At 70.5% G+C, this 26,885-nt stretch carries 28 protein-coding genes; 16 read left to right on the plus strand and 12 right to left on the minus strand.

Annotated features, from left to right (window positions below):
• The first annotated feature begins 48 nt into the window (after nt 1-48).
• Genes HUG10_RS01530 through HUG10_RS01540 form a run of 3 tightly spaced genes read left to right on the plus strand, consistent with a single transcriptional unit; the run spans nt 49 to nt 1,701 of the window.
• Nucleotides 49-465, plus strand: coding sequence for a DUF7315 family membrane protein (locus HUG10_RS01530; RefSeq protein WP_246310198.1), 417 nt, complete (start codon nt 49-51; stop codon nt 463-465).
• Nucleotides 458-730: a DUF7314 family protein gene (locus tag HUG10_RS01535; RefSeq protein WP_179167875.1), complete on the plus strand. Its 273-nt coding sequence runs from the start codon at nt 458-460 to the stop codon at nt 728-730. The genes HUG10_RS01530 and HUG10_RS01535 overlap by 8 nt, the downstream gene beginning before the upstream one ends.
• 44 nt (nt 731-774) lie before the next feature.
• Nucleotides 775-1,701 carry a cation diffusion facilitator family transporter gene (locus HUG10_RS01540; RefSeq protein WP_179167876.1) on the plus strand — a complete coding sequence of 309 codons (927 nt, stop codon included), beginning with the start codon at nt 775-777 and terminating at the stop codon, nt 1,699-1,701.
• Nucleotides 1,702-1,779: 78 nt separating this feature from the next.
• Here HUG10_RS01540 and HUG10_RS01545 read toward each other — a convergent pair whose 3' ends face one another.
• The 3 genes from HUG10_RS01545 to HUG10_RS01555 form a co-directional block, all read right to left on the minus strand.
• Nucleotides 1,780-2,271 (minus strand): hypothetical protein, encoded by a 492-nt coding sequence (locus HUG10_RS01545; RefSeq protein ID WP_179167877.1) that lies wholly within the window; start codon nt 2,269-2,271, stop codon nt 1,780-1,782.
• A 149-nt stretch (nt 2,272-2,420) separates the two neighbouring features.
• Nucleotides 2,421-3,671 (minus strand): tRNA (N(6)-L-threonylcarbamoyladenosine(37)-C(2))-methylthiotransferase, encoded by a 1,251-nt coding sequence (locus HUG10_RS01550; RefSeq protein ID WP_179167878.1) that lies wholly within the window; start codon nt 3,669-3,671, stop codon nt 2,421-2,423.
• A 168-nt stretch (nt 3,672-3,839) separates the two neighbouring features.
• A complete protein-coding gene (locus HUG10_RS01555) occupies nt 3,840-4,469 on the minus strand; it encodes a hypothetical protein (RefSeq protein ID WP_179167879.1) in 630 nt (209 codons plus the stop codon).
• Between the two features lie 399 nt (nt 4,470-4,868).
• Between HUG10_RS01555 and HUG10_RS01560 the strand changes: the two genes are divergently transcribed.
• Nucleotides 4,869-6,026 (plus strand): PQQ-binding-like beta-propeller repeat protein, encoded by a 1,158-nt coding sequence (locus HUG10_RS01560; protein WP_179167880.1) that lies wholly within the window; start codon nt 4,869-4,871, stop codon nt 6,024-6,026.
• Between the two features lie 37 nt (nt 6,027-6,063).
• Here HUG10_RS01560 and deoC read toward each other — a convergent pair whose 3' ends face one another.
• Nucleotides 6,064-6,699 carry a deoxyribose-phosphate aldolase gene (deoC, locus tag HUG10_RS01565; protein ID WP_179167881.1) on the minus strand — a complete coding sequence of 212 codons (636 nt, stop codon included), beginning with the start codon at nt 6,697-6,699 and terminating at the stop codon, nt 6,064-6,066.
• Nucleotides 6,700-6,810: 111 nt separating this feature from the next.
• Between deoC and HUG10_RS01570 the strand changes: the two genes are divergently transcribed.
• Complete coding sequence (locus HUG10_RS01570; protein WP_179167882.1) at nt 6,811-7,623, plus strand: DUF63 family protein; 813 nt, start codon at nt 6,811-6,813, stop codon at nt 7,621-7,623.
• A gap of 62 nt (nt 7,624-7,685) precedes the next feature.
• Here HUG10_RS01570 and HUG10_RS01575 read toward each other — a convergent pair whose 3' ends face one another.
• Entirely contained in the window at nt 7,686-8,537 is an 852-nt protein-coding gene (locus HUG10_RS01575; protein ID WP_179167883.1) for an isoaspartyl peptidase/L-asparaginase, read from the minus strand.
• A 199-nt stretch (nt 8,538-8,736) separates the two neighbouring features.
• Between HUG10_RS01575 and icd the strand changes: the two genes are divergently transcribed.
• The 3 genes from icd (at nt 8,737) to HUG10_RS01590 (ending at nt 11,012) form a co-directional block, all read left to right on the plus strand.
• The gene (icd, locus tag HUG10_RS01580; RefSeq protein WP_179167884.1) at nt 8,737-9,999 is read left to right on the plus strand and encodes an isocitrate dehydrogenase (NADP(+)); all 1,263 of its coding nucleotides are present in this window, start codon (nt 8,737-8,739) and stop codon (nt 9,997-9,999) included.
• A 73-nt stretch (nt 10,000-10,072) separates the two neighbouring features.
• The gene (locus HUG10_RS01585; protein WP_179167885.1) at nt 10,073-10,366 is read left to right on the plus strand and encodes an SUI1 family translation initiation factor; all 294 of its coding nucleotides are present in this window, start codon (nt 10,073-10,075) and stop codon (nt 10,364-10,366) included.
• Between the two features lie 103 nt (nt 10,367-10,469).
• Nucleotides 10,470-11,012 (plus strand): hypothetical protein, encoded by a 543-nt coding sequence (locus HUG10_RS01590; RefSeq protein ID WP_179167886.1) that lies wholly within the window; start codon nt 10,470-10,472, stop codon nt 11,010-11,012.
• A gap of 65 nt (nt 11,013-11,077) precedes the next feature.
• Here HUG10_RS01590 and HUG10_RS01595 read toward each other — a convergent pair whose 3' ends face one another.
• Nucleotides 11,078-11,422 carry a cupin domain-containing protein gene (locus HUG10_RS01595; protein WP_179167887.1) on the minus strand — a complete coding sequence of 115 codons (345 nt, stop codon included), beginning with the start codon at nt 11,420-11,422 and terminating at the stop codon, nt 11,078-11,080.
• 101 nt (nt 11,423-11,523) lie between these two features.
• Here HUG10_RS01595 and HUG10_RS01600 point away from each other — a divergent pair, with 101 nt between their 5' ends.
• Together HUG10_RS01600 and HUG10_RS01605 are read left to right on the plus strand one after the other, a co-directional pair.
• Nucleotides 11,524-12,048 (plus strand): DUF5817 domain-containing protein, encoded by a 525-nt coding sequence (locus HUG10_RS01600; RefSeq protein ID WP_179167888.1) that lies wholly within the window; start codon nt 11,524-11,526, stop codon nt 12,046-12,048.
• A 99-nt stretch (nt 12,049-12,147) separates the two neighbouring features.
• On the plus strand, nt 12,148-12,507 hold the full coding sequence (locus HUG10_RS01605; RefSeq protein ID WP_179167889.1) for a hypothetical protein: 360 nt from the start codon (nt 12,148-12,150) through the stop codon (nt 12,505-12,507).
• 46 nt (nt 12,508-12,553) lie between these two features.
• On the opposite strand, the gene hmgA is transcribed toward HUG10_RS01605, so the two are convergent.
• Together hmgA and HUG10_RS01615 are read right to left on the minus strand one after the other, a co-directional pair.
• On the minus strand, nt 12,554-13,807 hold the full coding sequence (gene hmgA, locus HUG10_RS01610; protein WP_179167890.1) for a hydroxymethylglutaryl-CoA reductase (NADPH): 1,254 nt from the start codon (nt 13,805-13,807) through the stop codon (nt 12,554-12,556).
• Between the two features lie 364 nt (nt 13,808-14,171).
• Complete coding sequence (locus HUG10_RS01615) at nt 14,172-15,506, minus strand: outer membrane protein assembly factor BamB family protein (protein ID WP_179167891.1); 1,335 nt, start codon at nt 15,504-15,506, stop codon at nt 14,172-14,174.
• Between the two features lie 125 nt (nt 15,507-15,631).
• On the opposite strand from HUG10_RS01615, the gene HUG10_RS01620 reads away from it, so the two are divergent.
• The gene (locus HUG10_RS01620; protein ID WP_179167892.1) at nt 15,632-17,221 is read left to right on the plus strand and encodes an amidohydrolase; all 1,590 of its coding nucleotides are present in this window, start codon (nt 15,632-15,634) and stop codon (nt 17,219-17,221) included.
• Between the two features lie 36 nt (nt 17,222-17,257).
• On the opposite strand, the gene HUG10_RS01625 is transcribed toward HUG10_RS01620, so the two are convergent.
• Both HUG10_RS01625 and HUG10_RS01630 read right to left on the minus strand, forming a co-directional pair.
• Nucleotides 17,258-18,154: a winged helix-turn-helix domain-containing protein gene (locus tag HUG10_RS01625; protein ID WP_179167893.1), complete on the minus strand. Its 897-nt coding sequence runs from the start codon at nt 18,152-18,154 to the stop codon at nt 17,258-17,260.
• A 106-nt stretch (nt 18,155-18,260) separates the two neighbouring features.
• Nucleotides 18,261-18,809: an HIT family protein gene (locus HUG10_RS01630; protein ID WP_179167894.1), complete on the minus strand. Its 549-nt coding sequence runs from the start codon at nt 18,807-18,809 to the stop codon at nt 18,261-18,263.
• A gap of 188 nt (nt 18,810-18,997) precedes the next feature.
• On the opposite strand from HUG10_RS01630, the gene HUG10_RS01635 reads away from it, so the two are divergent.
• Nucleotides 18,998-19,198 carry a DUF7835 family putative zinc beta-ribbon protein gene (locus tag HUG10_RS01635; protein ID WP_179167895.1) on the plus strand — a complete coding sequence of 67 codons (201 nt, stop codon included), beginning with the start codon at nt 18,998-19,000 and terminating at the stop codon, nt 19,196-19,198.
• A gap of 33 nt (nt 19,199-19,231) precedes the next feature.
• On the opposite strand, the gene map is transcribed toward HUG10_RS01635, so the two are convergent.
• Nucleotides 19,232-20,125 carry a type II methionyl aminopeptidase gene (gene map / locus HUG10_RS01640; RefSeq protein ID WP_179167896.1) on the minus strand — a complete coding sequence of 298 codons (894 nt, stop codon included), beginning with the start codon at nt 20,123-20,125 and terminating at the stop codon, nt 19,232-19,234.
• A 629-nt stretch (nt 20,126-20,754) separates the two neighbouring features.
• Between map and HUG10_RS01645 the strand changes: the two genes are divergently transcribed.
• Together HUG10_RS01645 and HUG10_RS01650 are read left to right on the plus strand one after the other, a co-directional pair.
• Nucleotides 20,755-21,480, plus strand: a complete 726-nt coding sequence (locus HUG10_RS01645) for a nucleoside phosphorylase (protein WP_179167897.1) — start codon at nt 20,755-20,757, stop codon at nt 21,478-21,480.
• A 2-nt stretch (nt 21,481-21,482) separates the two neighbouring features.
• The gene (locus tag HUG10_RS01650) at nt 21,483-22,931 is read left to right on the plus strand and encodes an HPP family protein (protein WP_179167898.1); all 1,449 of its coding nucleotides are present in this window, start codon (nt 21,483-21,485) and stop codon (nt 22,929-22,931) included.
• Between the two features lie 83 nt (nt 22,932-23,014).
• On the opposite strand, the gene HUG10_RS01655 is transcribed toward HUG10_RS01650, so the two are convergent.
• Nucleotides 23,015-24,241, minus strand: coding sequence for an NAD-binding protein (locus HUG10_RS01655; RefSeq protein ID WP_179167899.1), 1,227 nt, complete (start codon nt 24,239-24,241; stop codon nt 23,015-23,017).
• A gap of 136 nt (nt 24,242-24,377) precedes the next feature.
• On the opposite strand from HUG10_RS01655, the gene HUG10_RS01660 reads away from it, so the two are divergent.
• Both HUG10_RS01660 and HUG10_RS01665 read left to right on the plus strand, forming a co-directional pair.
• Nucleotides 24,378-25,640, plus strand: a complete 1,263-nt coding sequence (locus tag HUG10_RS01660) for a potassium channel family protein (RefSeq protein ID WP_179167900.1) — start codon at nt 24,378-24,380, stop codon at nt 25,638-25,640.
• On the plus strand, nt 25,637-26,863 hold the full coding sequence (locus HUG10_RS01665) for a TrkA C-terminal domain-containing protein (RefSeq protein WP_179167901.1): 1,227 nt from the start codon (nt 25,637-25,639) through the stop codon (nt 26,861-26,863). Before HUG10_RS01660 ends, HUG10_RS01665 begins: the two co-directional genes overlap by 4 nt.
• Nucleotides 26,864-26,885 lie beyond the last annotated feature (22 nt).

Genomic DNA, 26,885 nt, shown 5'->3' on the forward strand with positions numbered 1-26,885 from the left:
TCCCACCACTTCGCAGGACAGTTGTAGGTCCGGCCCCTTCCCACGCCAATGAGCGGCGATTCCGCCGGCGGCGACGGCTCGGGTGGTCGGGACGAGGGAGCGGGACGGGAGGGAATCCGCGTCAACACCGATCAGCGGGGGAGCCGAGACATCGTCGTCCCGCTCCGCCTGTACAAGACCGTCACCGTCTTCTCGACGCTCATCGCCGTCGGGTGCGTCGTGATCGGGTTCGCGCTCCTCGACGCGGCGACGCTCCAGGTGTCGCTCGTTCGGACGTTCCTCGTGGACTTGCTCGGCTTCGTCGGCCTCTCCCCCGCCTCGGACGTCCTCACCGGCATCTTCGCCGTGCTGGGGCTCGCGATCATCGCATTCGGCGCCGGCGTGTATGTCGTCGGGACGCGGTTCAGGGCCGAGGGAATGGGAAACGCTCAAGACGACGACGCCGAAGAGTCAACCAATGGCTGACGAGTTCATCAAGGGACTCGGGCTCTTCACCGGCGGGGGGCTCGCGTGGATGGTGCTGGCGAGCTGGTACCGAACCGAGTCGTTCGAGAGCAGTCACCAGCTCATCGCTGCACCGCCGGAGCCGGCGAACATGTTCGACGCGATTGGCATCTTCCTCAACGACGTGTTCTTCTGGACGGCCATCCTCGGCGCGCTCACGTTCTGGGTGCTCATCCCGGCCGCGAGGGAGTTGCGGGTGGCCTACGGCGAGCGCCGGAGCTCGTAACCCGAAGCCGACACGCCTTTCCCGGTACTCCGCACACGACCGCCATGAGCCGTCGGACCGCCGTGCGCCGCGTCGGCGCGCTCCTCCTCCTCGCGAACCTCCTGCTCGTGCTCGGGAAGGCGGCCGTCTGGCGGACGACGGGGAGCCTCGCGGTGGGCTCGGAGGCCGTCAACTCGCTGGCCGACACGGTCTACTCGGCGGTCGTCCTGGCGGGACTCTACCTCACGACCCAGCCCCCGGACTTCGAACACCCGCACGGCCACGAGCGCATCGAGCCGTTCGTCTCGCTGTTCGTCGCAGCCGGCGTGTTCGCCGCTGGCGGCGCGGTCATCTACAGCGCCACGGCGTCAGTGCTCGCACCCGGACCGATCGAGCCATCGGCGGACGGGACGCTCTCAGTGGCCGTGCTCGCCGCGGCCGCGGCGCTCAAGTACCTCCTGTACCGCTACTGCCTCCGCGTCGGCAGGAGGCGGAACTCCCCCGCGCTGGTCGCGACGGCGCTGGACAACAGGAACGACGTGCTGACGGCGCTCGCGGCCCTCGCCGGCGTGCTCGGCGCCGCCGCCGGCTACCCGATACTCGACCCCGTCGCGGCAGGCGTCGTCGGGGTCGGCATCCTCTACACGGGCGTCGAGATCGTCCGGGACAACGTCGCGTACCTCGTCGGCTCCGCGCCGCCCGAGGACCTCCGACGGGAGATCCTCCGCCGCGCGCTCGAACACCCCGACGTGCGCGCCGCACACGACGTCGTCGCCCACTACGTCGGCCCCGAGGTCGACGTGAGCATCCACATCGAGGTGGAGGGGGAGATGTCGCTGAACCGCGCACACGACATCGAGACCGACGTGGTCGGGGCGATCCGCGAACTCCCCGCCGTCGACGACGTGTTCGTCCACGTCGATCCGAAGGAGCTCGGCGAGTGGAAGCCCGACGAGGAGCGCGTCACCGACCCGGACAAGCCGCCCGAGTAGCGGGACGGATCCGCCCGTTCGTCGCGTCCTCCTCCCAGATTCCTGCGAATCGGACCCCGTCGGACCGGAGTTCGCCGTTCAGTAGAACTCGAACCTGCGGCGTATCCCGTCGACGACGGCCCCGAGCGTCGCCGCAGAGTCCCTCGTCTCCACGGTCGGTTCGCCGGGCGCTCCCGACTCGATCCTGGCCGCGTGACGGGCCGCGGCCTCGAGCCCCGCGCAGACGGCCTCGGCGTCGTCCTCCCTTCCCGGAACGCTTGCGACCGCGAGGCGGCGGCCGAGCTGCCGGTCGCGTTCGTACACCGCGAGACCCGACCCGTCGGTGCCGGCCGTCGTGACGAGTAGCTCGCGGTCGTGCGCGGGGTGGGAGACGGTCGCGGCGTCGGCCGGCGGTTCGTTCGGGAAGGAGACGACCTCGGTCCCGGCCCGCCATCCGTCGGGGACGATCCCGTCGACCGGCAGCTCCCGGAGTCGATCCCGGAGCGTCGTGGCCGTCGCCACGTCGGCGAGGTCGACTCGATCGTCCCGGCGGAGGGTCACCATGGACTCGTCGACGGGGGGACCGACCATCAAACGGGGAGAGCGTTTCGGCGGTTTCAGCCGGTTACACGCCGACTAAATGGGGTCCTTCGTTCGCTAAACGGTCGCGGAACGCCCGGCCGTCCGGTTCGGAACCGGCCTGCCGGGCGCCCCGGAACCGACCGCTGAACCGCTCCCGATCAGACCGGGTCGCCGAACGCGTACATCGTGTTCTGTCCGGATACCTCCACCTCGAGGAAGTCGCCGGGTTCGACGCCGCGTTCGGATGCCTGCTGGACGATGATCTGTCGGTACGCCCCGTCCCGGCACTTCACCGAGTCGCCGGTGCCCTCCTCCACGACGAGCACCTCGTGGCGCTCGCCGACCATCGACTCGTAGGCCGCGCCGACGATCTCGCGCTTCGCCGCGCTCATCTCCTTCGACCGCTCCTTCTTCACGGTCCCACCGAGCCCCTTCATGTCGGCCGCGTCGGTGCCGGGCCGCTTCGAGAAGCGCGTCACGTTCACCTTCTCCGGGCGCACCTCGCGGAGCAGCGCCATCGACTGCGCGTGGTCGTGGTCCGTCTCGGTCGGGAAGCCGACGATGAAGTCAGTCGAGAGCGTCCAGTGGCCCAGCCGCTCGTCGAACGTCTCGACGATGTCCAGGAACTCGTCGACGCGATGCTGCCGGCGCATGTCCGACAGCACGTCGTCGCTGCCGGACTGGACCGGGAGGTGGATGAAGTTGTACAGCTCCTCGTTCCTCGCGAACGTCTCGGCCAGTTCCTCGCGGATGCCGTGGACGCCGCCGGGGTTCGCCATCCCGACGCGGACCCGGAACTCGCCATCGATGTCGCAGACGCGGTCGAGCAGTTCGGGGAGCTTCCGGTCGCCGGTGTCCCAGCCGTAGACGCCGGTGTCCTGGCCGGTGATCCGGATCTCGCTCGCGCCGGCGTGGACGAGCGCCCTCGCCTTCTCGACGTTCTCCGCGACGGGCGGCGAGTCGATTCGCCCGGTCGCGAACTTCGTGATGCAGTACGAGCAGTTGCTCATGCAGCCGCGCGCGATGGGGAGGATGCCGACCTCGCCGTCGAGAATCGGCTCGGTGTCGGCGGCGGGCGTCGGACACTCGCCGTTCAGCACCGCGGTCGGCACGTCCTCCCAGTGGAGGACCCGCGCGTCCAGGCCGGCCTCGCGGAATTGCTCGCCCTGCGCGAGCGCCATGCAGCCGGTGACGATGAGGTCGGCGGTCCCGTCCGCCAGCTCCTCGGCGCGGCGGAGCATGTTCCGCTCGGTCTTCTCGACGACCGTGCAGGTGTTGAGGATGGCCACGTCCGCCTCGGTCGGCCCGTCGGCGGGGCGGTGGCCGCCGTCGCGCAGGCGTCGCTCGATCTCGCGGCTTTCACCCCGGTTCGACGTGCAGCCGTAGGTCTCGATGTGGTACGTCGCCATTCCGTTGGTCGTGGTTCTGCCCAGGAGCGGATAAGGGGTACGGTCCGTAGCGAGTCCCAGGGTCTCGTGCGGGTGGGAAGAGGTTCGACCGGAAAGGGGGCCGACGACGTTCGGACGCAGGAGCCGGAGGTAGGGCAACGTTCACGTCCGACTCCCCCGGCGGGCGACTCAGTTGCAGTCGTCCCCGTCCTCGTACGCGCTGCGCCACCTGGCGGTCTCGCTGCTCGTGAGCTCCATCCCGTACCACTGACGGGGCGCCATCAACGCCCCGCTGTCCGTTCGATGGTTGAGACCGTGTGCGTGGCCGAGTTCGTGGTACCAGTACTTCACCGACGCGTCGCTCGTCGCACAGCGTTTCTCGTTGATCATCCCGCAGTGGTTCTCGTAGTGGAACATGTTCCTGACGTCCAGCGCGCAGTCCCCCGCCAGCATGACCTGACGGTCCTCCCCGAGTTCCGAGGAGCCGTTTCCCCGGTCCACGTAGTGGTCGAACTTCTCCAGGACGGTGTCGTTCCCGACTCGGTTCACGTCGCCCACGCGTAACTTCACGTTCCCGTCCCACTCGGGGCGGGTGAAGGACACCGTACTGTTCTCCCAGCTGGACATCGTCTCGAATATCTGATCGTGCTGGGACGCGAAGTTGATGAAACAGTCGAGCACCGCGCCGTCCGCCCAGTGAGCGCCACAGTCCCTGTGGCCGCTGGCAGTTCCCGCGGCTCCAGCGAGTCCCAGGACGCCCGCGACGCCGAGACGTTTGAGTGCTCCTCGCCTGTCGACCGTGAGTGGGATATCCGACATGGCTGGCTTCCGACAGCCCGATATCCCCCCTGAACTCCACCGCTCGTTCGGGAACCGATTCCGGAGACCGCTCCCCGACGGTCGCGCCAACGGTTCGTCGTAACCGCCCCGATTCGACGGCGCCAGCTCCGATTCGAGGCGGCACCTTCGGGTCTCGTCGAACGTAGGACGTATCCGAATAAACCCGTTCACCTTGCATTCTCTGAGCGGCCGTCTCCCGGTTCGTGTCGGCCGGTCGCCCTGGGGTTCGGTCGACGTTCCGGCGACCCCGCTGATTCGGTCGGTGCCATCGTCGCACCGGGGACGCGTCTCGTGGATACGGACGTCACGTCCACTCGGTCGGATCCCCGTGATGGGCGGAGGGAAACGGCTAAACCCGGCCGGCTTCACCCTCCGGCGATGCGAACCCGACGCGACCTGCTCTCCGGGCTGGCGACCGTCGGGACCGCCGCGCTCGCCGGGTGTTCTGGCGGGGACTTCTCGCCGGGGAGCGACGGCGACACGGAGTGGCCAGCACCCGCCTGCGACGCCGCGGCGACGAGCTACGCCCCCGACGCGTCGGCGCCGCGGACGCCCCCCACCGAGCGCTGGCGCGCGCCCGTCGGCCCTGCGACGGGGCGCCCGGTCGTCGCGGACGACGTCGTCGCCGTTCCAAGCGCCGAGGGGGTCACCGGCCTCGACCTGCGGACGGGTGACGAACTCTGGCAGCACGGCGAGAGCACGTACGGCGTCTGCGTCCACGACGGGACCGCGTACGCGACGCTCCGGGGCGAACCCGGAACGGTCGCGCTCTCGCTCGAAACGGGCGAGGAGGAGTGGCACGTTCCCAACGAGGCGCCGTTCGGGGCGGCCCCCCTGATTGGCCCGGCGGGCGACCGCGTGTTCGCGGGCGACACGTCCGGTCGGGTGCGAGCGTACGACCCACGCGACGGCACGGAACTGTGGCGGTTCGAGGCGTTCACCGGCGTCTACTCGCTCGCCGCGAGGCAGGACTCCCTCTTCGTCGGCACGACCGGCGGGGAGGCGTACCAGTTGCACGCGCCGGGGACGGAGGTGAACCCGCTCTGGCGACGAAAACTCCCGGGGACCGTCCGCGCGCTGGCGGTCGACGGCGACGCCGTCTACGCCTCGACGTTCGGCGGCGGCGTCTTCCGCCTCGTCGCCGGGGCGGCAACCGGCCGAACCATGTGGCACGCGGCGGGCGCGGCGACCGCGACGGAGTCGATCGTCGCGGCCCGGGGGTCGATCCTCTCCGCGGACGGCCAGCGCGCGACGTCGGTCGCCGTCGGGGACGGCCACACGAAGTGGTCCCGGCAGTTCGACACGTCCTCGCCGGCGTCAGCGCCCGCCGCGGCGGGCGACACGCTCTACGTCGGCGTCGGCGGCGCGCTCCGTGCCCTCGCGCTCGACGGCGGCATCGGCGTCGAGGGGCTCTCGTTCGGCGGCGAACGCTGGAGCTACGAGGCGACCGTGAGCGCGACCGCGGTGGCCGACGCGGCCGTCGTCGCGACCTGCGACGAACTGGAGGGGGAGCCCGCGGTCGTCGTGCTGGAGTGAGGAACGAGGGGGTTTCGGCCGACGACCGGCTACCCAACTACTCCGGCGCGCCCTCGACGATGGCGACGCCGGAGGACGCACCGATGCGCTCGGCGCCCGCGTCGAACATCGCGAGCGCCTCCTCGTAGCTCCCGACCCCGCCGCTCGCTTTCACGGGGAGGTACTCGGACATCAGTTCCACGTCGGCGACGGTCGCGCCGCCGTCGGCGAAGCCGGTCGAGGTCTTCACCATCGCCGCGTCCGCGTCGCGGGCGGCCTCGCAGGCCCGGTGTTTCTCGTCGTCGCTCAGCAGCGCCGTCTCGATGATGGCCTTCACGGGGACAGGGACGGCCGCGACGACCTCGGCGACGTCCTCCCTCACGGCGTCGGCCTCGTCGGCTTTCAGCCGGCCGACGTTGACGACCATGTCGATCTCGTCGGCGCCGTCGTCCCACGCGCGCTCCGCCTCGTCGCGCTTCGTGCCGGTCGCGTTCTGACCGTGCGGGAAGCCGACTACCGTCGCGAGGGTCACGTCGGGAGCGTGCTCGGCCGCCTCCGTGACGTAGCACGGCGGGATACATGCGTTCATCCCGTACTCGGCCGCCTCGTCGAGGACGCGCTCCACGTCGGCGAGCGTCGTCTCGGGGCCGAGGACGGTGTGGTCGATGCGGGCGGCGAGGTCGGCGCGGTCCATGCGTGGTCGCGCGGCCGCCATCGACAACACGCTTTCGACCGACGTGCGGTGCTCCCCGGGTCGGGACGACGCCATCGGTACACCTTTGCCCGAGACACAGGACTGCCGGACATGGCACTCCTCCCCGAGGGGTTCGCGCTCCCGCCGCTGCCCCACCTCCTCCTCCTGGCGCTGGCGCTCGGGGGCGTCGCGTACGCGCTCCGCGAGCGGGCTCCCAGCTTCCGGACCCGACACGTCATCGCCCTCGTCCCGTGGATGTGTGCGGGCGCCGCGGGGCACGTCCTGTTCGTCCTCGGCGAGTTCCCACCCGTCCTCGCGCCGCTGTTCGGCACGCCGTCGGCCTACCTCACGACCGCCGCGGTTGCCGGCGGCGTCTGGCTCGCGTCGCTGGCGAGCGACGCGGACGACGCCGTCGTCCTCGGCGCCGCCGGAACCCTCGCGTTCCTCGTCGTCGGCGGTCGAACGCTCGCCTACGGCGCGGCCGCGGGGAGCCTCACCCCGTGGCTCCCGGCGGCGGGGTTCGTCGGCGGCGCGCTCCTCGGCGTCGCCGTCGCGATGCTCCTGTACCGGGTCCACGATGCGGCGTCCGTCGCCGGCGTCGCGGGGGTGGTCGCGGTCGCGGCCCACGGCGTCGACGGCGTCACGACGGCAGTGGGCGTGGATCTGCTCGGGTTCGGTGAACGGACGCCGCTCTCGCGGCTCATCATCGAGTTTGCCCACACGCTCCCGACCGCGGGGGTGCTCGGCGGCGGTTGGCTGTTCGTGCTCGTGAAACTCGTCGTCGGCGCGGTCGTCGTCGCCGCCATCGCCCCGACCGTCCGCGACGCCCCGACGGAGGGGAACGTCCTGCTCGCGCTGGTCACGGCCGTCGGTCTCGGCCCGGGCGTGCACAACGTCCTCCTGTTCGCCGTCGCCGCCCCCTGACCGCCCGCCGCGCGCGCCGGCCGTCATCGGGCGGTCACGTGTGGCGGAACCGCGAACGACGACTACTCGCTGCTCGCGGTGCTCGTCTGCATCCCCTCGGAGTTGAACGCCGAACCGGGACCGTCGTCGCCGAGGACGATGACCCCCGCCGAGGCCCCCGTCAACTCGCCGAACTCCTCGATGGCGCGGTCGGCGGCGGCCTGGGCGTCCGCCCCCGCCTCCAGGTACCGAACCGCACGGCGCGTGAGCGTCACCCGCGCGATGTCCTCGCCGGCGCCGGTCGCCGAGGCGCCGCCCGCTGGGGACGCGAAGAAGCCCGATCCGATCTGTGGCACGTCGCCGACGCGCCCCGCCAGCGCGAAGAACCGTCCCCCCGTGGACGTGCAGGCGGCGTATCGATCTCCATCGCCGGCGACCGCGCCGACCGTGTCGTGGCCGCCGAAGCGCTCCCGGAGCCAGTCGAGGTGCTCGCGGGGGCTCCCTCGCGGGGGGTTCTCGTCCTCGAATCGCTCGCGGTTGTCGGGGGTCAGGAGGTCGCGACCCGTCTCGACGCCGAAGTCGGCGGCGAGTTCGACGGCGTGGTCGCCGGTCACGAGGACGTGGGGCGTCTCCTCCATGACGACGCGGGCCGCCCGGGCGGCGCTGGCGACGCCCTCCATCGAGGCCACCGCGCCGGCCGCGCGCTCGTCGGTCATGAGTCCGGCGTCGGTGCGGACGACGCCGTCCGACTGGACCGCGCCCCCGAAGCCGGCGTTGAACCGGGGGGACTCCTCGAGGGTCGCGACGGCGTCGACGACGGCGTCGACGACGTCCGACTCGTTCGCGCCCGTCTCGGCGGCCTCGTCGAGGACCGCCTGTCGGGGTTCCGGTTCGTCGGGCTTACCGCCCGCGCCGCCGTGGCAGATGACGCGCATGGTCGGCGGGTTCGCGGGTGTGATGAAAAGCGTCCGGGAACCGGTCACCCGGTACTCGACCGTTCGGTTGGCCCATCGTCGCCGGTTTCCGCGGAAGATCAGCGAAACGAATTCGAAGGGCCACGCCCTCGGACGGGTGGACCCGTTTGGTGGATAACGGCAAGCATTTTACTGCGCCTCCGAAACGGCAGAGTAGCTTATGAGCTACGACATCGCTGAGGTCCCCGAGGATGGGGAGCGGATCACGGTCGCCGACGAGGAGTCCGGCGAGCTCTCGGTACCCGAGACGCCGATCATCCCCATCATCCACGGGGACGGCATCGGGACGGACGTCGGTCCCGCCGCCCAGAAGGTGCTCGACGCGGCAGCCGACGCGACGGGCCGCTCGATCGCCTGGATGCGGCTCTACGCCGGCCAGAGCGCTCGCGACCGGTACGACGAGAACCTCCCCGAGGAGACGGTGCGGGCCATCCGCGAGCACCGCGTCGCCATCAAGGGGCCGCTCACGACGCCCGTCGGCTCCGGGTTCCGGTCGCTCAACGTCGCGCTGCGCAAGAAGCTCGACCTGTTCGCGAACGTCCGGCCCACCTACTACCTCGACGGCGTCCCGTCGCCCGTGAAGGACCCCGAGGAGATGGACATGGTCACGTTCCGGGAGAACACCGAGGACGTGTACGCGGGCATCGAGTGGGAGGCCGGCACGGAGGACGCCGAGCGCGCCCGCGAGTTCGTGGAGGAGGAGATGGGGTACGAGGGGACGATCCACGAGGGCCCCGTCGGCATCGGCGTCAAGCCGATCTCCGAGTTCGGCACCAAGCGGCTCGTCCGCGAGGCGATCGACTACGCGCTCGCGAACGACCGCGACTCGGTCACGTTCGTGCACAAGGGGAACATCATGAAGTTCACCGAGGCGGCCTTCCGCGACTGGGGCTACGAGGTCGCCGAGGAGGAGTACGGCGACGAGACGATCACCGAGGACGAGCTCTGGGACGAGTACGACGGCGAGGCGCCCGAGGACAAACTCGTCGTCAAGGACCGCATCGCGGACAACATGCTCCAGCAGCTCCTGACGCGGACGAGCCAGTACGACGTGCTGGCGATGCCGAACCTCAACGGCGACTACCTGTCCGACTCCGCCGGCGCCCAGATCGGCGGGCTGGGCATCGCGCCCGGCGTCAACTTCGGCCAGGGGATGGCGCTGGCCGAGCCGGTTCACGGGTCCGCCCCGAAGTACGCCGGCGAGGACAAGGTGAACCCGACCGCGATGATCCTGTCTGGCCGCGAGATGCTGGACTACCTCGGCTGGAGCGACGCCGCGGACCTCGTCCGCGACGCGATCGAGGCGCAGATCGAATCCGGCCGCGTCACCTACGACCTGGAGCGCCAGATCGAGGGCGGCGAGCGACTCGCAACCTCCGAGTTCGCCGAGGAGGTCGTCGAGCGCATCGACGACCTCGCGTAAGTCGCCCGCGACCGACGGACTCGTCCGGCCGAACACGCCTCGCATTTTTGCTCGTGGGGAACGTAGACCGACCGTGAGCGACGACGACCCGTTCGCAGACCTGCCGGACGACCCGACCGACGACCTCGCGCGCGCGGAGCAGCGGCTCTCCACTCGCGTCGAACGCCGAACCTACAACAAGCCCGTAACCATCGTGGAGGGGTTCGACGACGACTCGGTCGACCTGGGGGACCTCGCCTCCGACCTGAAGTCCGCGCTCGGGACCGGTGGCACCGTGGACGACGACGCCATCGAACTGCAGGGCGATCACCAGGACCGGGTCGTGGGCCTGCTGCGCGACCGCGGGTTCGCCGTCGAGGACGCCTGATCCCCGCGGAGAACGCTCGATCGCCGACGTCGAACGCGGTTCGGGGTTTCACCTGCGAGAATCGCGGGCGAGCCTTGAAGCCCCGCTCTCCCCGCGCGTTCGTATGCCATTTCGACTCGTCGGTACCGTGTTCACCGTCGCGACGTTCCCCGGTCTGGTCGTCGCGGCGGCGATCCAGGACGCGGTGGTCGACCGCGCCGGCGTCCCCACCTCGCTCGTCGGCGACGGCGCCGACGCCTACGAGGTCGACTACGACGCCGTCGGAAGTCCCCGGACCGCGCTCGTCGTCACCTTCCTCCCGGTGCTCGTCTGTTCGGCGGTGGCGGCGACGCTGCTCGCGGTCGCGGTTCGGCTGCTCCCGTTCTGGACGCTCGGCTGGTGGATATGCTCGTGGCTCGGCCTCGCCGTCGGCTCGCACGCCTTCCCCGACCCGGAGACGGCGAGCGCGATCCGCCGCGCGTTCACGGCGGCCGAGGGGCCGGCCAGGACGGTCGGCCGGACGCTCGTCGTGACCGTTCGCACCTCGGCGCTGCTCTCGCTGTTCCGGTTCGACGTGCTCTACGCCGCGGTCCTCTACTACGCCGTCGCGGCGCTGCTCCTGCCCGGGACACCGGATCTCGGGCTTCCCCTCTTGCCGTTCGGGTGACCGGGCCGGCCCCTCCTCCATCCCCCGGTAGTCGTCGTCCGGTCGTCTACACGTCAGCCGGCGGCCTACTCCTCGGCCCAGTCGGGGTCGGTCCGGGGCGGCGAGAAGACGTCGACGCCCTGCACGGGGACGTCGCCGCGGTTGACGGCCCCGTGGGTCTCACCGCCGGCGAGGACGTACGAGTCGCCAGCCTCGCAGGTGACCTCCTCGCCGCCGTCGAGGAGGAACGTCAACTCGCCGGCCGTGATGTAGCCGGACTGCTCGTGCGGGTGGCTGTGTGCAGGCACCTCGGCGTCGACCTCGATGGTGAAGTGCTGGACGCTCATCTCGTCGCCCGCTGCCAGGTTCGCGAGGTGGACGCCCGAGATGGCCTCTACGTCGTCGTCCGGGTCGTGTGGAACGCGCTCCATGTGGAACGTGAGCGATGGCCTCGCACTTACATGTACGGGCTGCGGCGGTTGCGGCTTTCGGGAGGAGACAGCTTCAAGTTCGACAGCGCGGAAGCGTGCCCATGTACGCGGTCGTCGGCTGTTCGGACTGCGGGACCTACTGGCTGCTCTCGGACCCGGACGGGCAGGACTCGGCGACCTGCGGGCGGTGCGGGAAGTCCCACCGGACGCGGAAACTCCGCCGTTTCTTCGAGTCGGAGGACCGGTCGGCGGCCGTGCAGGCGCGGGCCGAGTTACTCGCGAGGAAGCGCGGCGACGACGACGCGTTCGAGGCGGCCGGGACGGCGGCCGACCACGAGCGCGCCGTCGAGGAGGCGGGCCGGATGGTCGACGATCGCGAGTACCTCGAGGCGTCGGGGCTCGACGCCGACGAGATCGACGCCGCGGGCGACGTTTCGGGCGGCGGCTCCAGGTCGCGCGACGAGGTCGTCCGCGACGCGCTCCGGGAGGGGAACACGGCGGAGGCCGACGTCGTCGAGTACGCGATCGACCACGGGGTGCCGGCGGAGGCCGCGCGCGATCTCCTCGACCGGCTCCGTCAGCGCGGCGAGGTGACCGAGTCGCGCGGCGAGTACCGGATACTGTAGCTCGACGCGTCCGTTCGACCCGTTCCGCCTTGCGGGGCATCAGTTCCGACCGGTCCGCCGCCCGGAGCGTTTATCCCGGTTCGCGTGACACGTCCGCGCGTGACGTTCCAGGCAGTTGTCCTCACGACGACACTTCCGCTCGCCGCCGACGTGGTCGCGGGCGACTACCGGGGGCTGCTGTTCGTCGCCACGTTCCTCGGCCTCGGCGGGTTCATCCTCGCGAACCACGGCGCCGCGGCCTACGCGCTCCTGCTGTGGGAGGGTGGGGCGGGCGTGCTGACGTGGGTGTACGTCGAGCCGGCGCTGGGCGCGTTCTTCTTCCTCGCGGTCGCGTTCCAGTTCCCACTGGCGGCGCACCTGTGGGGCGACCCGCTCCGGCTCCGGCGTCGAGTAGGGTGGCTGGCGAGCGTCTCCGCGGCCCGCATGCGGAGGAGGCTCAACGCCGAGAAACCGGAGTAGGGTCGATTCGCAGCGTGGTGTGGGCTGGACGAACGGAGACGGACGACTACCTGCCGAGGTCAGCGTGCGCCGAGGAGAGGTTCCGGGAAGCGAGCGCGGACAGTAGCGAGAGTTCGCCGGCGAGCGCCGCGACCGCGACGGCCTCCGCGAGCGCGTCCGCGTTGCTGCCGGCGGGGTCGCCGCCGCCGCGGACGCCGAGCACGTCGAGCGCCTCCGATTGCGTCGGGAGCTTCGTCCCGCCGCCGACCGTGCCGACCTCCAGCGAGGCGAGCGTGACCGAGACGTAGAGGTCGCCGTCCCGCTCCCCCGTGGAGTCGCCGCCCCCGCCTCGGGCGACGACTTCGGCAGTCGTGATGGCGTTCGCGCCCTCGACGACCTGCGCCGCGTCCTGGCCGGTCGCGAGGAACATCGCGGCGACGGAGTTGGCGACGTGCGCGTTGAACCCCAGCCCGCCCGCCTTCGCGCTCCCGACGAGGTTCTTCCGGGTGTTCACCTCGGCGACCGCCTCGGGAGTCGTCTTCAGCGTCCTCTTGACCGTCTCGCGGGGGACGGTCACGTCGGCGGCGACGGTGCGCCCCCGACCCTCGACGGCGTTGATCGCGGCGGGCTTCTTGTCCGAGCAGAGGTTGCCCGAGAGCGCGACGAGGTGGGCCGACGTCTCGTCCTCGACGACCTCGCAGGCTGCCTCCGTCGCGATGGTGGCCATGTTCATCCCCATCGCGTCCTTCGTGTCGTAGGCGAACCGGAGGTAGACGTTGTTGCCGACGACGTACGGCGTCACCTCGTGGAGTTCGCCGTGGCTCGTCGTCGACTCGGCGGCCTCCCGCAGAGAGTCGACGTTGTCCCGGACCCACGACGCGAGCGCCTCGGCCTCGGCGACGTCGGCGACGCGGAACGCGGGCGCGCGGGTCATCCGGTTCTTCAGGACGCGGGCGCCGGCGCCGCCGGCGGCGTCGAGCGCGGCACAGCCCCGGTTGACCGAGGCGAGCAGCGCACCCTCGGTCGTCGCCATCGGGAGGTAGCGCTCGCCGGAGATGGCGCCGCCGTCGATCTCGACGGGGCCGGCGACGCCGATCGGCACCTGCACCGCGCCGATCATGTTCTCGATGTTCGCCTCCGCGTCGGCCGCGGGGAAGGCGTACTCGCTCGTCGTCGCGAGATCCGCGTCGGACTCGGACTCGACCAGCAGGCGCCGGGCCGCGGCGGCTACGTCCGCGTCAGCGTGCTCCTCGAGTTCGTACAGGCGGAGGTCGCCCTCTCGAACCCGGTCGGCGAGGGTCTCGGGGTCCGTGTCGGTCATGGGTTCGGTTGGTGGTGGCGGCCGCTAAGTCGTATCGGTTCCGTTGATTCGCTGCGTCCGGTTCGTGTTCTGTTGCCGTCAGTACCCTGTGCACCCTATCGGGAAAATGAGTGGTGTTGAAAGCCCCCGCGCTGTCGGGTCGCGCGGCCGGTTGCGCTCCTCGCACCCTTGCTTTGCTCGGGTGCTGTGGTGCTTGACCGCCCGTGCTTCCCCGACAGCGCGGTCCCTTTCAGTCCCACCCTGCGAAGTTCCGCTAACCTCGTCCTCGGGGACTACTGCTCGCGCCCGCAGGGAGTAGTCGGCGTCGTCGCTGGGCGGGGCGAGTCGACGAGTGTCGAACCGGTTGGCACCTCGGCCCGGCCCCTCACTCGGCGTCGAACGCCCAAAGCGTCGCGGTCGTATCCTGGCCGGAACCCACCGTGGACTGCTGACGCTCTTCCTCGGGCGTGGACTCGGTCGTGAACGTGTAGCTCCCCTCGGCGGGGACGACGCCGCGCGCCCTGGTCCCGGACCTCGTCAGCTCCCACGTCGTCGACCCGTCCTCGCGGTCGAGCGCGACCGCCCGAACCTCCCGGGCCTCGTCGTCGACGCGGAGCACGTGGACCGCGCGCTCGGTCACCGTCGCGACCGTCCCCTGCGCGAAGCGGTCGGGGGCGAGACGGACGTGCCACAGTCGCTCGCCCCCGTTCGAGAGGTCGTAGGCCGCGACGTGGCCGGTGAGCCCCGCGACGTACACCGTGTCGCCTGCGACGGCCGGTCGGAGCACCGCCTTGCCTGGCCAGTCCGCGAGCCAGCGCTGCGAGCCGTCGGTCCCGACCGCTTCGACACCGTCGAAGCCCACACGGACGAGGGTGTCGCCGGCCAGTACGACCGTTGAGGTCGACGGACCGTCGTCCTCGCGCCGCCAGCGCTCGGTCGCGTCGGACGGGTCCAGCTCGAGCAGCGCCTTTCCCATCGAGACGTACACCGCGTCATCGGTGACCGCCGCCACGCGAGGACTGCCGAATGGATCGTTCATGTGGTCGTCGTCGGTCGCGGACTCGGGGAACGCCCACCGACGGCTCCCGTCGTGGTCGAACGCGACGAGTCCGAACGGGCCACCGGCGTACACGCCGCTCTCGGTGACGGTCGGCGGCTCGTTGAAGTGGACGTTCTCGACCGGGTCGGTCGTCCAGAGCTGTTCCGGTCCGGCGGGGTCGATGGCGGCGATCGACTGCCCGACGCTCGCGAACAGCCGACCACGGTAGTACACCGGTCGTCGGTTCGAGTTCGGCGCGGAGAACGCGAACTCGACTGGCTCGCCGTCCCGCGAGAGCGGGAGTGACCACCGACGTTCCCCAGTGTCGAGCGCGTACGCCTCAACCGTCGCACGCGGGGGGCCGTCCGTCGGCTTCCCGCGGGCGACGTACACCGTCCCGTCGACGACCGTCGGCGTCGTCACCGGGCCGTCGACCTCGACGTGCCAGCGTTCGGTCGGCTCCGCGCCGGTCACGGCTGTGGTGGAGCCGACGTGGCCCGCGGTCCGGCCGAGCATCGGCCAGGACCCCTCGGATGCCCCGGAGCTGTTGGGGGTGCCGATGGTATCGTCTGTTTCGTTGGTATCGTCGAATCCACCGGGAACCCGAGCCAGACAGCCTGTCGTCAGTGCGCCGCCGGTGAGGGCGAGGGAGGCGCGCCGTGTCAATCGTTGGGGGACCATGGTTCGACGTTCACGCTGGCTGTAAAGTAAGTTTTCCTGACCGTGATCCCGAGTTCACCCGCCCGTCGCCGGCGCCGCGTCCCGCTTTCCGAACCGTTTTCCCCCTCGCACACCCCGGGGAACCCATGACAGGCGCGGCCGACCTCGTGGTGACGAACGCCGAGGTGCACACCCTCGGCGACCCCGACGAGACGTTCGAGGCGTTCGCCGTCCGCGGCGGCGAGGTCGTCCGCCTCGGCAGCGCGTACGACCTCGGATTCCTCGTCGGCACCGAGACCGACGTCCTCGACGCTGGCGGTCGGGTCGTCCTCCCCGGCTTCGTCGACGCGCACACGCACCTCCTCTCCGTCGGACGGTCCCTCGTCCACGCCGACCTCTCGGAGGCCGACGGACCCGACGAAGCCGTCGACCTGCTCCGCGAGCGCGCAGGGGAACTCGAAGAAGTCGGCGACGACGGCGACGGCAGCCACGGCGACCAAGCGGGCTGGATTCTCGGCTTCGGTTACGACGAGTCAACCTGGGACGACTCACGCTACCTCACGGCCGACGCCCTCGCCGCGGTCTCCGAAACAACGCCCGTCGCGGCGTTCCGCGAGGACATGCACGTCGCCTCCGTGAACCGAGTCGTGCTCGACCGGTTCCGCGACGCGATGCCCGACGGGGACGTGCTGACCGAGGAGGGTAACGCGACCGACGGCGGCGAACCGACCGGCGTGCTCGTCGAGGAGGCGATCGATCCGGTGTACGACGCGATCGAACCCGACGCCGCGGAGGCGTGCGAACTCGCGGTCGCCGCACAGCAGCGGGCGAACCGCCTGGGCGTCACGATGGTCCACGACATGGTCCGGAAGTCGAAGGCGCCCCAGGTGTACCGCGAACTCGACCTGGCGGACGAACTCACGCTCCGGGTCCGGCTGAACTACTGGTCGGACCACCTCGACGAACTCGTCGACGCGGGCCTCCGGACGAACCACGGCAGCGACATGGTGCAGGTCGGAGCGATCAAGTCGTTCACCGACGGGAGCCTCGGCGGCCGCACCGCGAAGCTCTCGGAACCATACGCGGACGTCCCCGACGAGACCGGTCAGTGGGTCGTCCCGCCGGAGGACGTCCGCGACCTCGTCGAACGCGCCGACGACGCCGGCTTCCAGGTGACGCTCCACGCCATCGGCGATGCCGCCGTCGACGTTGCGCTCGACGCTTACGCCGAGACCGACGACCCGGCGGGGATGCGCCACCGCGTCGAGCACTGCGAACTCGCGAGCGACGAGGCGATACGGCGCTTCGCGGAGCTCGGCGTCGTCGCCTCCGTCCAGCCGAACTTCCACAAGTGGGGGTACGAAGGCGGCCTGTACGACTCCCGTCTCGACGACCGCCGGACCGAAGCGAACCGATTTCCCGCGTTCCTCAACGCCGGCGCGCACCTCGCGTTCGGCTCGGACTGCATGCCGCTCGACCCGCTGCTCGGCGTCCACTGCGCCGTGAACGCGCCGAGCGAGGGACAGTCCCTCGGCGTCACCGACGCCTTGCGGGCGTACACCAGCGGCGCTGCCTACGCCGGCTTCGACGAGGACCGGCTGGGTACCCTCGAACCCGGAAAGCTGGCGGACTTCGTCGCGCTCGACGCCTCGCCGTGGGAGCGTCCGGACGCGATCGGGGACATCGACGTCGCGTTCGCCGCGGTCGGCGGGGAACTCGTCTACGACGGTCGGTAGGGACGAAGGGGAGAACTGACCCGGCGAGTCCCCGGACTACGCCTCGCTGACGTCGAGCAGGGAGAGCGTCCCGTCGACCGTCACCGAGAGGACCTCGTCGCCGGCGGGGAGGTCCAGCCGGATCTGCAGTGGGTCCTCCTGGAGCACGGTCGTCCGCGCGTCGCTCACGCACCAGTCGAACGTCCAGAACGGCTCGGTCGTCAGGTCGTGACCCCGCTCCGAGAAGAAGTTCAGCACCGGCGCGGTGTCGAGCAGGTTCAGCCCGACCGCCGAGTCGAGACGGTTGTCACACCGGTCGCAGACGTGGTGGACCTCGAGGTCCCGCCCGGGGACGTTCGTCCCCGAGTCGAGCGTCGTCGTCATGCGGCCCATGCACTCCGGGCAGACGCCGTCCGCGGCGAGACAGTAGTGGTGCCGAACGTGGTGGTGGAAGGCGTCGAGGAACTCCTCGGGCGTGCGATCGTCGAGGCCGCCGGGCGGGAACGTGTAGTCGACCAGCGTCCGGCCACAGTCACCGCACGCGATGGTGAGCATCTCGTTCCGGTACGACGCCGCGAGGTCGCCGCCGCAGGCGTAGCACTCGCCCGGCGCGTCGAACGGCCCGACCTCCGCGCGGCCGGTGAACGTCCCCGCGAACACCGAGCGGACGACCTTCCAGCCGGCGGTGCGGAAGGTGTAGCCGCCGTCGGTCTTGCGGACGAAGTGCTCGAGCAGTTGCTTCAGGTGGTAGTTGAAGTGCGCGCTGTCGTCGAGGTCGATGCGCTCGTACAGGTCGGAGAACGGTACCGGCTCCTGGCCGCGCTCGACGGTGGCCTCGTGGAGCGCCTGGAGGATGTCGATGCGCGTCTCGTTGCCGAGCAGGGCGAACGCCTCCGCGGGCGTGAGACCGGCCTCCTCGACGGCCTCGGGGGCGTCTTCGGCGGGGGTACTCATACGCGGGGGTTTCTCGTCGGAGGGTAAAACCGTTGGGCCGTTGACGAAGAGTCGTGCCGTCTCGGGCGCGTTTCCGCCTGGTTCCGGTCGTCGGGCACCGCGCCCGTCACTCGCCGACGAACCTGACGGCGTCGTCGTCGCCGTCGAGTCGAGCCCCGTCGAGTTCGGCGAACGCGTCCCTGACGCGCTCCCAGGTGTCGTCGAGCGCCTCGACGATGACCTTCGTGTCCGAGACAACCGGCATGAAGTTCGTGTCGCCGCCCCACCGCGGGACGACGTGCGTGTGGACGTGCTCGTCGATCGACCCGCCGGCCGCGGAGCCGCCGTGGTTCATCCCCGCGTTGAACCCGTCCGGGTCGAGCGCGCCCCGGAGCGCCTCGAACGTCCGCTGTTTCAGCCGCGCGTGGTCGAGCAGGTCGGCCTCCCCCAGCGCGGCGTAGTCGCCCTCGTGCTCCCGCGGGATGACCATGGCGTGGCCCGGGTTGTACGGGTAGTTGTTGAGGATGACGAACGAGCGGGGCGTGCGGGCGACGATGCGCGACTCGCGGTCGGCGTCGCGCTCGGGCAGGACGCAGAACGGGCACCCGTCGATGGTCTCGTCCCCGTCCTCGCGCTCGACCCAGTCGATGCGCCACGGGGCGAACACCTGATCCATACCCCCGGCGAGGTGGTCGTGCGCCTTGAAGCCTCGCGCTTCGGAGACGCGAATCGGGTTCGACGGGAAGGTACTGCGGTCGAAGGGACCCGTCTACCCCCACTTCGCCGATGCAAACGCTTATGCGGACCCTGAGATACAAGGGTCGAAACCTATCTTTATGCCCGTTTTCCCCGTAAGTAGGACCAATGGCGACCCAACCCTCCGACCCCGACGACGTCCGCCAGTCGTGCGGCACCTGCGACGGGAAGACGCCCCACGAGGTGTGCGTGGAGATCCGCACGGAGAGCGAGAAGGAGGAGAACGCGGAGTTCTCGCGGGAGCCCTACCGCGTCGTCACCTGCACCGAGTGCGGGACCGAGACGGCGATGCGGATGAACAACGCCTGAGTCTGCCGGCGGGGTCGGTCCGAAAATCGACCCTCACTCGAACAGGCCGGCCGTGGTCGCCTCGACGCCGTCCTCCGTCACGATCAGCGTGTGCTCGGCCTGGCTAACGAGCCGTCCGTCCTCCTCCTTGAGCACGGGGTACCCCTTCACGACGCCGTTCGACTTCAGGCGGCGCAGCGCCATCTCGGAGCGCGAGGACTCCAGCCAGCGCGCGGCGAAGGGGAGGCCGTCGAACTCACGGATCTCCTCCAGCGTCTGCCGGGCCGCACGGTTGCGGACGGAACGGTCGTTCGTCAACTCGAAGATCTCCTCGGCGTTCCCCTCGCCGACCTTGCCCCTGCCGTCGGTCGCGAACGGCTCGATGGCGACGACCTGGCCCGGTTCGAGTTCGACCGACCGGTCGACGCCCCTGTTGGGGATGCTCGGGCCGGTGTGCGCGTCGAACCGCTGGACGCCGTGGCCCGAGAGGTTGTACACCGGCGTGTAGCCGTACGCGTCGATGACCTCCTCGATCTCGCCCCCGATCTCGCCGACCGGGACTCCCGGACCGGCGGCCTCGACGGCGGCCGCGAGCGCCTCCTCGGCCGCCTCGACCAGTTCGACCTCGCCGGCGAGGTCGACGGTCACGGCCGCGTCGGCGATGTAGCCGTCGACGTGGACGCCGATGTCGAGACAGACCAGCTCCTCGCCGAACTCGGTCCCGTCGTCGCGACCCGGGGTCGCGTGGCTCGCCTCCTCGTCGACCGAGATGTTGACCGGGAAGGCGATGCCGGCGCCCTCCTCGCGGATGCGCTCCTCGGCGTGTTCCGCGACCTCCAGATGGGTGGCGCCGGGTTCGACCAGCTCCCGAGCCTCGTTCATCACCGTCACGAGGATCTCGCCCGCCTCGCGGTACTTCCCCAGCACGTCCTCGTCCAGCGCGCTCATGTCGGCGCCTTCGACCGACCTCGGCAAAGGGGTTGCGCTCTTCTCGTCGCTCGTGTCCGGGTGAGCGGTGGGGAGTCACGGGGTGATTCGTCCGAAGGAAGATTCGGGAGGTCACCGACTGGACTAACCGATCGGTACACCTGCTAACTTCACGCATAGACTTTTCAGCCGACCAGTGTTATTCGTTCGTCATGAATTGGTTCGCCGTCGTCGTTCTCGGAGTCGGGGCGAGCTGTATCGTGTTCGCCCGGCCGCTCGCCAGCGTCCGGTATCATTCCGGGAACCGCTCTCCCCCGCGTGAATCCGGCGTCAGGGACACCCGGGCTGCGGGAGTGCTCATCGCTCTCCTCGGAGTCGTCGGTCTGCTGTTGTAACCGTCTGCTGTCTCCCATTCACTGGGCCTGCTTCCGTCGATCACTCTTCCATAAACTACAAATGGCGCTTCCCGCTCTGCGACCGACCGCTCGAAATCGAGATTCCGCGAACCCGTCCCGAACGGTCCTGCTCGCTCATCTCGTTCGCTCACGGGAGCTGGGGCACTGTTACGGACGCCCACCGGCCGGTTCCGATTCGGCTCCTCCCGTCCCCACTTCCGCGGTCTTTTTGGCCCGACCGCCGGAGGCACGCGTATGGCGAAAGAACCCCACCTCCTCGTCGAGGAGGGCGACGTCACCGAGGTCGCGCTCATCCCGGGGAACCCCGACCGCGTCGACCGCATCGCGGACTACTGCGACGACCCCGAACTCGTCTCGGAGAACCGCGAGTACCGCATCGTCAACGCGGAGTACGAGGGCTGTGAACTCACCATCTGCTCGACCGGCATCGGCTGTCCCTCGGCGGCCATCGCCATCGAGGAACTGCACAACGCCGGCGTCGAGACGGTCATCCGCGTCGGCACCTGCGGCGGCCTCCAGACGAACGTCGAGATCGGCGACATGGTCGTCGCCACCGGCGCCGCGAAGGAGGAGGGGACGAGCAAGCGGTACGAGTCGGCCACCTACCCCGCAGTCCCGGACTACGAGACGCTGACCTCCCTCGTCGACGCCGCGGAGGCACGGGGCGAGGAGGTCCACGTCGGCCCCATCGTCTCGGACGACGCCTTCTACAACGAGTCCGACGAGTACGTCGAGGACTGGGAGGCGGCGGGTCTGCTCGCCATCGAGATGGAGGCGGCGGCCGTCTTCTCGCTCGCCCGCCGTCGGGGGATGAAGGCGGGCGCCATCTGCACCGCCGACGGCAACCTCGTCGCCGGCACGCAGAAGGGGGCCGACTCCGACGAGGAGCTGCCGGAGAAGGCGAAGAACAACGTGGGACGGGCCATCGCGCTCGCGCTCGACGCCGTCACGCGCCTGTAGCCGTGCGGGTGCGGGTGGGGGCGTGGATCGCGTCGCTGGCTCGTCGCGTTCGCAGGTTCGAACGCCGTGAGGTGGTGGCGATCCGGCGGTGGCTCGAGGAGACGGAGAACCTCGTTAGGCTCTCCGCGCTGCTGTTCGTGCCGGCGCTGATCGCGCTCGTCACCCAGGTGTCGAACGTCGTCGTCGAACTCTCCTTCCTGCTGTTCCCGCCCCTGGCCTCCGGGACGTACACGCTCTTCGCGAACCCCGGCGGCCGCTACTCCGACCCGTTCCGGTTCGTGGTCGGCCTGACGTCGGGTGCGGTCTGTGGCTGGGTGGCGCTCAGGGCTGGCGCCGTGTTCGTACCCGCGGCGTCAGGTGCGACCGTCACGCCCGGCGTCGCGGCACTCTCCATCCTCCTCGCGGGGACGGTGACGTGGCTGCTCGACGTCGAGGAGCCCTCCGCGTACTCCTCCGCGCTCCTCGTGCTCGCGGCCGACCGCGCGGACCCGCTGCTCTACGTCGCGTTCATCCTGGTCGGCAGCGTCGTCGTCGCCGGCGCGTTCGCCGCCTGGCGCCGGGCGTTCTACGAACGGCGCGCAAGCTTCCTCTACGGGACGATGAGCGCGGACGACCACGTGCTGGTCCCGATGCGCGGCGGGACGGCCCGGGGGACCGCGATGTTCGCCGCCCGCCTCGCGGCGGCACACGAGGCCGGCAAGGTCGTGCTCCTGGAGGTGGTCGCGGAGGACCGACTCGCGGCCGTCCGCGGGTCGCTCGAGGGCGACACGGACGAGATCCCCGACGACGTGAACGAGGTGCCCGACCCCGATACGAGGGAGGCGGCCGCGTCGGCCGCACACCGGCTCGAAACATGCGCGGAGCGGGTCCGGACCCGTACCGGCGTCACCTGCGAGGTGCTCGTCGCGAGCGGCGATCCGCTGGACGCCACCCGGGAGGCGGTTCGCGCGGCGAACTGCGACCTCGTCGTGACGCCCTACGAGGAGGACCGCGGGCTGGTCTCCCGGTTCGTCCGGAGCGTGTTCGACGACGACGTCGACGCGATCGCGCTCCGGACGCGGAACGAGCGGGAGCGATGGCGGCGCGTGCTCGTCCCCGTCTCGCGACCCGGGGACTCGGCGCACGCGATGGTCGACTTCGCCTGTCGGCTCGCCGGCGACTCGGGGAGCGTCTCGGTGTGTACCTGCATCGACCGCGAGGTGGAGCGTCGGCGCGCCGAGGGCACCCTGGCGAACGTCGTCGACGCCGTCGATGGACCGATCGAGACGCGGGTCGCTCGCGCCGACGTGCTCGACTTCATCGAGGCGAACGAGGGCGCCTACGACCTTGTCCTGCTCGGCTCATCGGGCGACCGGTCGGCGGCCTCTCGGGCCGTCTCGCCGCCGACGTTCCAGAAGCTCCGCGAACTCGAGTGCGACGTGGCCATCGTGGATCGGAGCCGACCGCGGTAATCGAGGAACCGACCACGGTAACAGGGCGTCGGCACCCGGCCCAAGCGAACAGCACCCCGACCGTTCGATCAGCCCTCAGTCGCTCAGCTGTCGTCCGTAGGTGTCGACCCGTCGCGATCAGCGTCCCTCCGTGCGGCACTCCCTCCGTCAGAGTCCTCCGAAAGCAGTTCCCGCGCGACTGCCTCCGAGTCGCTCCGCTCCAGCGCGGACTCCACGAGGAGGTGGCCGCCGATGCTCGCCGGCGAGATGACCGTGTTCGCGCCGGCCCGCTTCAACTTGTTCTCGTTCTCACGCTCGGTCGCGGCCGCGACGATGGCCACGTCCGGGTTGAGTTGCCGCGCGGTGAGGATGGACAGCGCGTCCTCCGCGTCGTTGTTCGTCGCGGCGACGACCGCCCGTGCCTTGGCGACCTTCGCGCGCTCCAGCGCCTCCTCGTCGGAGGGGTCCGCCGTGAACACGTTCAGGTCGCGCTCCCGGAGTGTCCGCGTCACCACCTCGTCGGGCGTGATGACGAGGAACTCGACGCCCGCCTCGTTCAGTTCTTCGATGATCGGTTCCGTCAGTTCCCCGTGCCCGAGCACGAGGACGTGCCGTTCGAGGAGTTCGATGTCGCTTTCTGTCATGCGTCCGAGTGCGGTCGTGAGTCGTGCCTCGATGGCCGGCGTGAACAGTACCCCCAGCGCGGCGGCGAAGGCGGCGACGTTGAGGACGAGCGCCGAGAGGGCGAACCACTTCGCAAGCTGGCCGCTGGGGCCCTGAGCGGGCGTCACGTCGCCGTAGCCGACGGTCGAGGCCGTGACGACCGAGAAGTACAGCGCGTCGAGGAGGGTGTTCACCCCGTCGAAGTTCTCGCGAAGCGCGTACGTTCCGGCCGTGCTGTAGCCGAGCGCGCCGACGAGCGCCGCTAACGACGCCCACTGCGTCAGGCTGAAGTCGACGTGTCGGTCGAACACCTGGCGGTTCAGCCCGACGATGGGCAGCGCGAGCAGCGAGAGGCCGACGAGCGGGTAGGAGTACTCGCTCGCCTGCAACAGCCCCTGCGCCGCCGAGAGCGGCAGGAGGAGTACCGTCGAGTACCACGCCCCGCGGTACCCCTTCCGGAGCCCGTACGCCGACCCGAGCAGGAGAAAGCCAGTGAGCGCCCCCGTGAACCCGGCCGTCTGGACCACCGCCGGCGGGAGTATCTCGACGAGCGGGCCGCTCGGCTTGGTCGTGATGTTGAGGATGCCGATGCCGACCGACAGGAGCGCCGTGATTCCGGTGAGAAGCACCGTCACGCGCCCCCCGAGTCGGTCCCGCCAGTCCGCCATGCCCCGACAAATCGCGGCCGCCCGCTTAAACCTCGCCATCACCTCGTCGGACCGAGTCGCCAGTCCAGTGGCCGCAGCGTATCTGTCGCCCTACCGATGCCGGTAGCCATTTGGTCCCCGGGGGACACCCCCGACCATGCCGCCGACATCGTTCCCCGTGCAGGTCCTCCTCGGCGTGTATCTGGGCCTGCTCACGGGGATCATCCCCGCGCTCGTCGCGTGGGGGCTCGGGTTCCTCTTCAAGTACTTCACCGGGGTCACCATCCCCGGGTTCGGTGTGGTCGTCCTCGCGCTCGCAATCGCCGGGGTCAACGGCGGGCTGGTCGCGCTGGTGGATCCGAACATCGCCAACTCGGTGAACGAGACTGCGCTGCTTGTCGGCATCATCGTCATCCTGATGCTGTCCATGTACGCCCACGCGAAGGGCGACGCGATGGGCGCCTCGATGCCGAAACGGCTCTCCCTCCGGCAACTCACCGACCGGACCATCTCGACCGACGTCGTCGAACTGGTGGGCGGCAAGGGGCAGGTTCGGGTCACCGTCTCCGGCGACGTGGCCGACATGGAGGGGTACCCGGCGCTACCGGCCGACCTCCGGGCGTCGATCGGGGAGTTCTCGGAGACGTTCCCCGCCCACCTCCCCCTCGTCGAACTGGAGTCGCTCGTCACCGCGCGGCTTCGCACGGAGTTCGACCTCTCGGATGCGACCGTCAGGCTCGACGAGCAGGGTCGGGCGACCGTCGCAGCAGCCCCGCCGGTCGGAAGCGTGTCGAAGCGCGTCCCGACCGGGAAACGGGCGGTGTCGCTGTCGGGTCTGGTGCCGACCGGGCTCGCGCGGGGCGACGAGGTGACCGTCGTCACGGACGGCGGCGAGTACCGGGGAACGGTCGTGGCGGCGTCGTCGTCGGCCGACTCGAGCGGTTCCCCCGATGCAGCGGATCCCACACTGGATTCGGATGCGGCGACGGACAGTGGGACGGACGAGACGACGTCGGCGCCGACGCCGGCCTCCACCTCGCCGACGACGACCGGCGGGGTCGGTCGCGTGACGGTCGCGCTCGATCGCGCGGACGCGACGGCCGCGCTCGGTTCGGACCTCCGCCGACTGGTCGTTCGCTCCCGCGGGACGAGAAGGGAGTTCGAACTGGTGTCGCTGCTTCGGCGCGCCGGCCGACGGTTCCGTCGCCTGACCGTCCGCGAGGGGAGCGCCCTCGACGGCCGGTCGCTCCGGGAGGCGACGGTTCGTGACGAGTACGGCGTCGCGGTGCTCGCGGTCAGGGCGGCGGGCGGGTGGTCCGTGGCGCCGAGCGGGCGGGTCCGTCCGGTCGCCGGCGACGACCTCATCGTGGTCGGCACCTACGACGACCTGTCGCGCTTCGTCGAGGAGGTGGGCGCGTGAACCCCCTTCGGAATTCGGCGTCATCGCTTCCCCGGTTCGGTCTCCTCCAGTCGGCGGAGGCCGCACAGCTCCCGACGACCGTCGAACTCGGCACGATCGCGGGGTTCGCGGTCGCCTCGCTGATCGTCGCGGCGCTCGCCTCCCTGTCCTACCGGTGGTACGTCCGCGAGCCCATCCCGCGCGGGCTGGCGACGCTCGTGGGGGTCGCCGTCGTCGCGTTCTCCCTGAACACGATCGGCCTGTTCGGGCAGGTGATCGGCAACACCACCGAGACGGACCCGTTCGCGATCCGCACCGTCGTCGTGAACGTCGTGAGCCTCGGCGCGGCGGTCCTGGCCGCCCCCGTGGGGCGGCGGCTCGGCGACCGGGCGATCACGGACGTCGTCGCCGTGTCGGGGGCGGACTACGTCGAGGGCGAGGTGAGCCGCGCCGTCCGGACGCTCGGGCGCGTCACCGCGATCGAACTTCCGGCCGAGATCGAGGACATCGAGGGGTACGACCCCATCCCGTCGGCCACGAAGGAGCGCTTCGCGGGGACGACGATGCTGTTCCCGCGTCGTCGGTCGGGCGAACCGCTTCGGGATCTGCTCGTCGACCGGCTGAAGGAGGAGTACGGCATCGGCCACGTGGACGTGGAACTGGACGGTAACGAGGCCGTGAGACTCGCCGTCGGCGCACGCGTGGCGGGACTCGGACCGACGCTTGGGCCGGGGACGTGCGCGGTGGCCGTCCGCGCGGATCCGCCGAACGGAGCCAGTCCGGGGGAGGCGGTCCAGGTCTGGACCGACGGCGAGAAGCCCGAACGGATCGCGACCGCGGAACTCAGGGCGACGGCGGGCGACGTGGTGACGATCGCCGTCGACGAGTCGGACGCCGCCGCCTTCGAGAACGATCGGACGTATCGGCTCCTCACGCTACCTGCGGACCCGCGCGCCGACCGCGAGTTCGCCTCGCTCCTCCGGGCGGCCGACGAGACGATGGGCGTCGTCACGGTGAGCGAGGGGAGCGCGCTCGTCGGCGCGACCGTCGAGTCGGTCGGCAGCACAGTAGTCGCCGTCCGGCCGGCCACGGGCCCCGTGGAGACGATTCCCGGGCACTCGCTGGAGATGCGGGCCGGCGATACCCTGTACGTGGTCGCGCGGCCGGAGGAGCTTCGCGACCTGGAGAGTCGTGCCGCCGTCGGCGGGGCCGACGTCGAGCACGCCGGGGCGCAACCCTCTTGAACGCCGGGTCGGGACTGTCGTG

This window comes from Halorarum halophilum, from assembly GCF_013401515.1.
Classification (GTDB): Archaea; Halobacteriota; Halobacteria; order Halobacteriales; family Haloferacaceae; genus Halorarum; species Halorarum halophilum.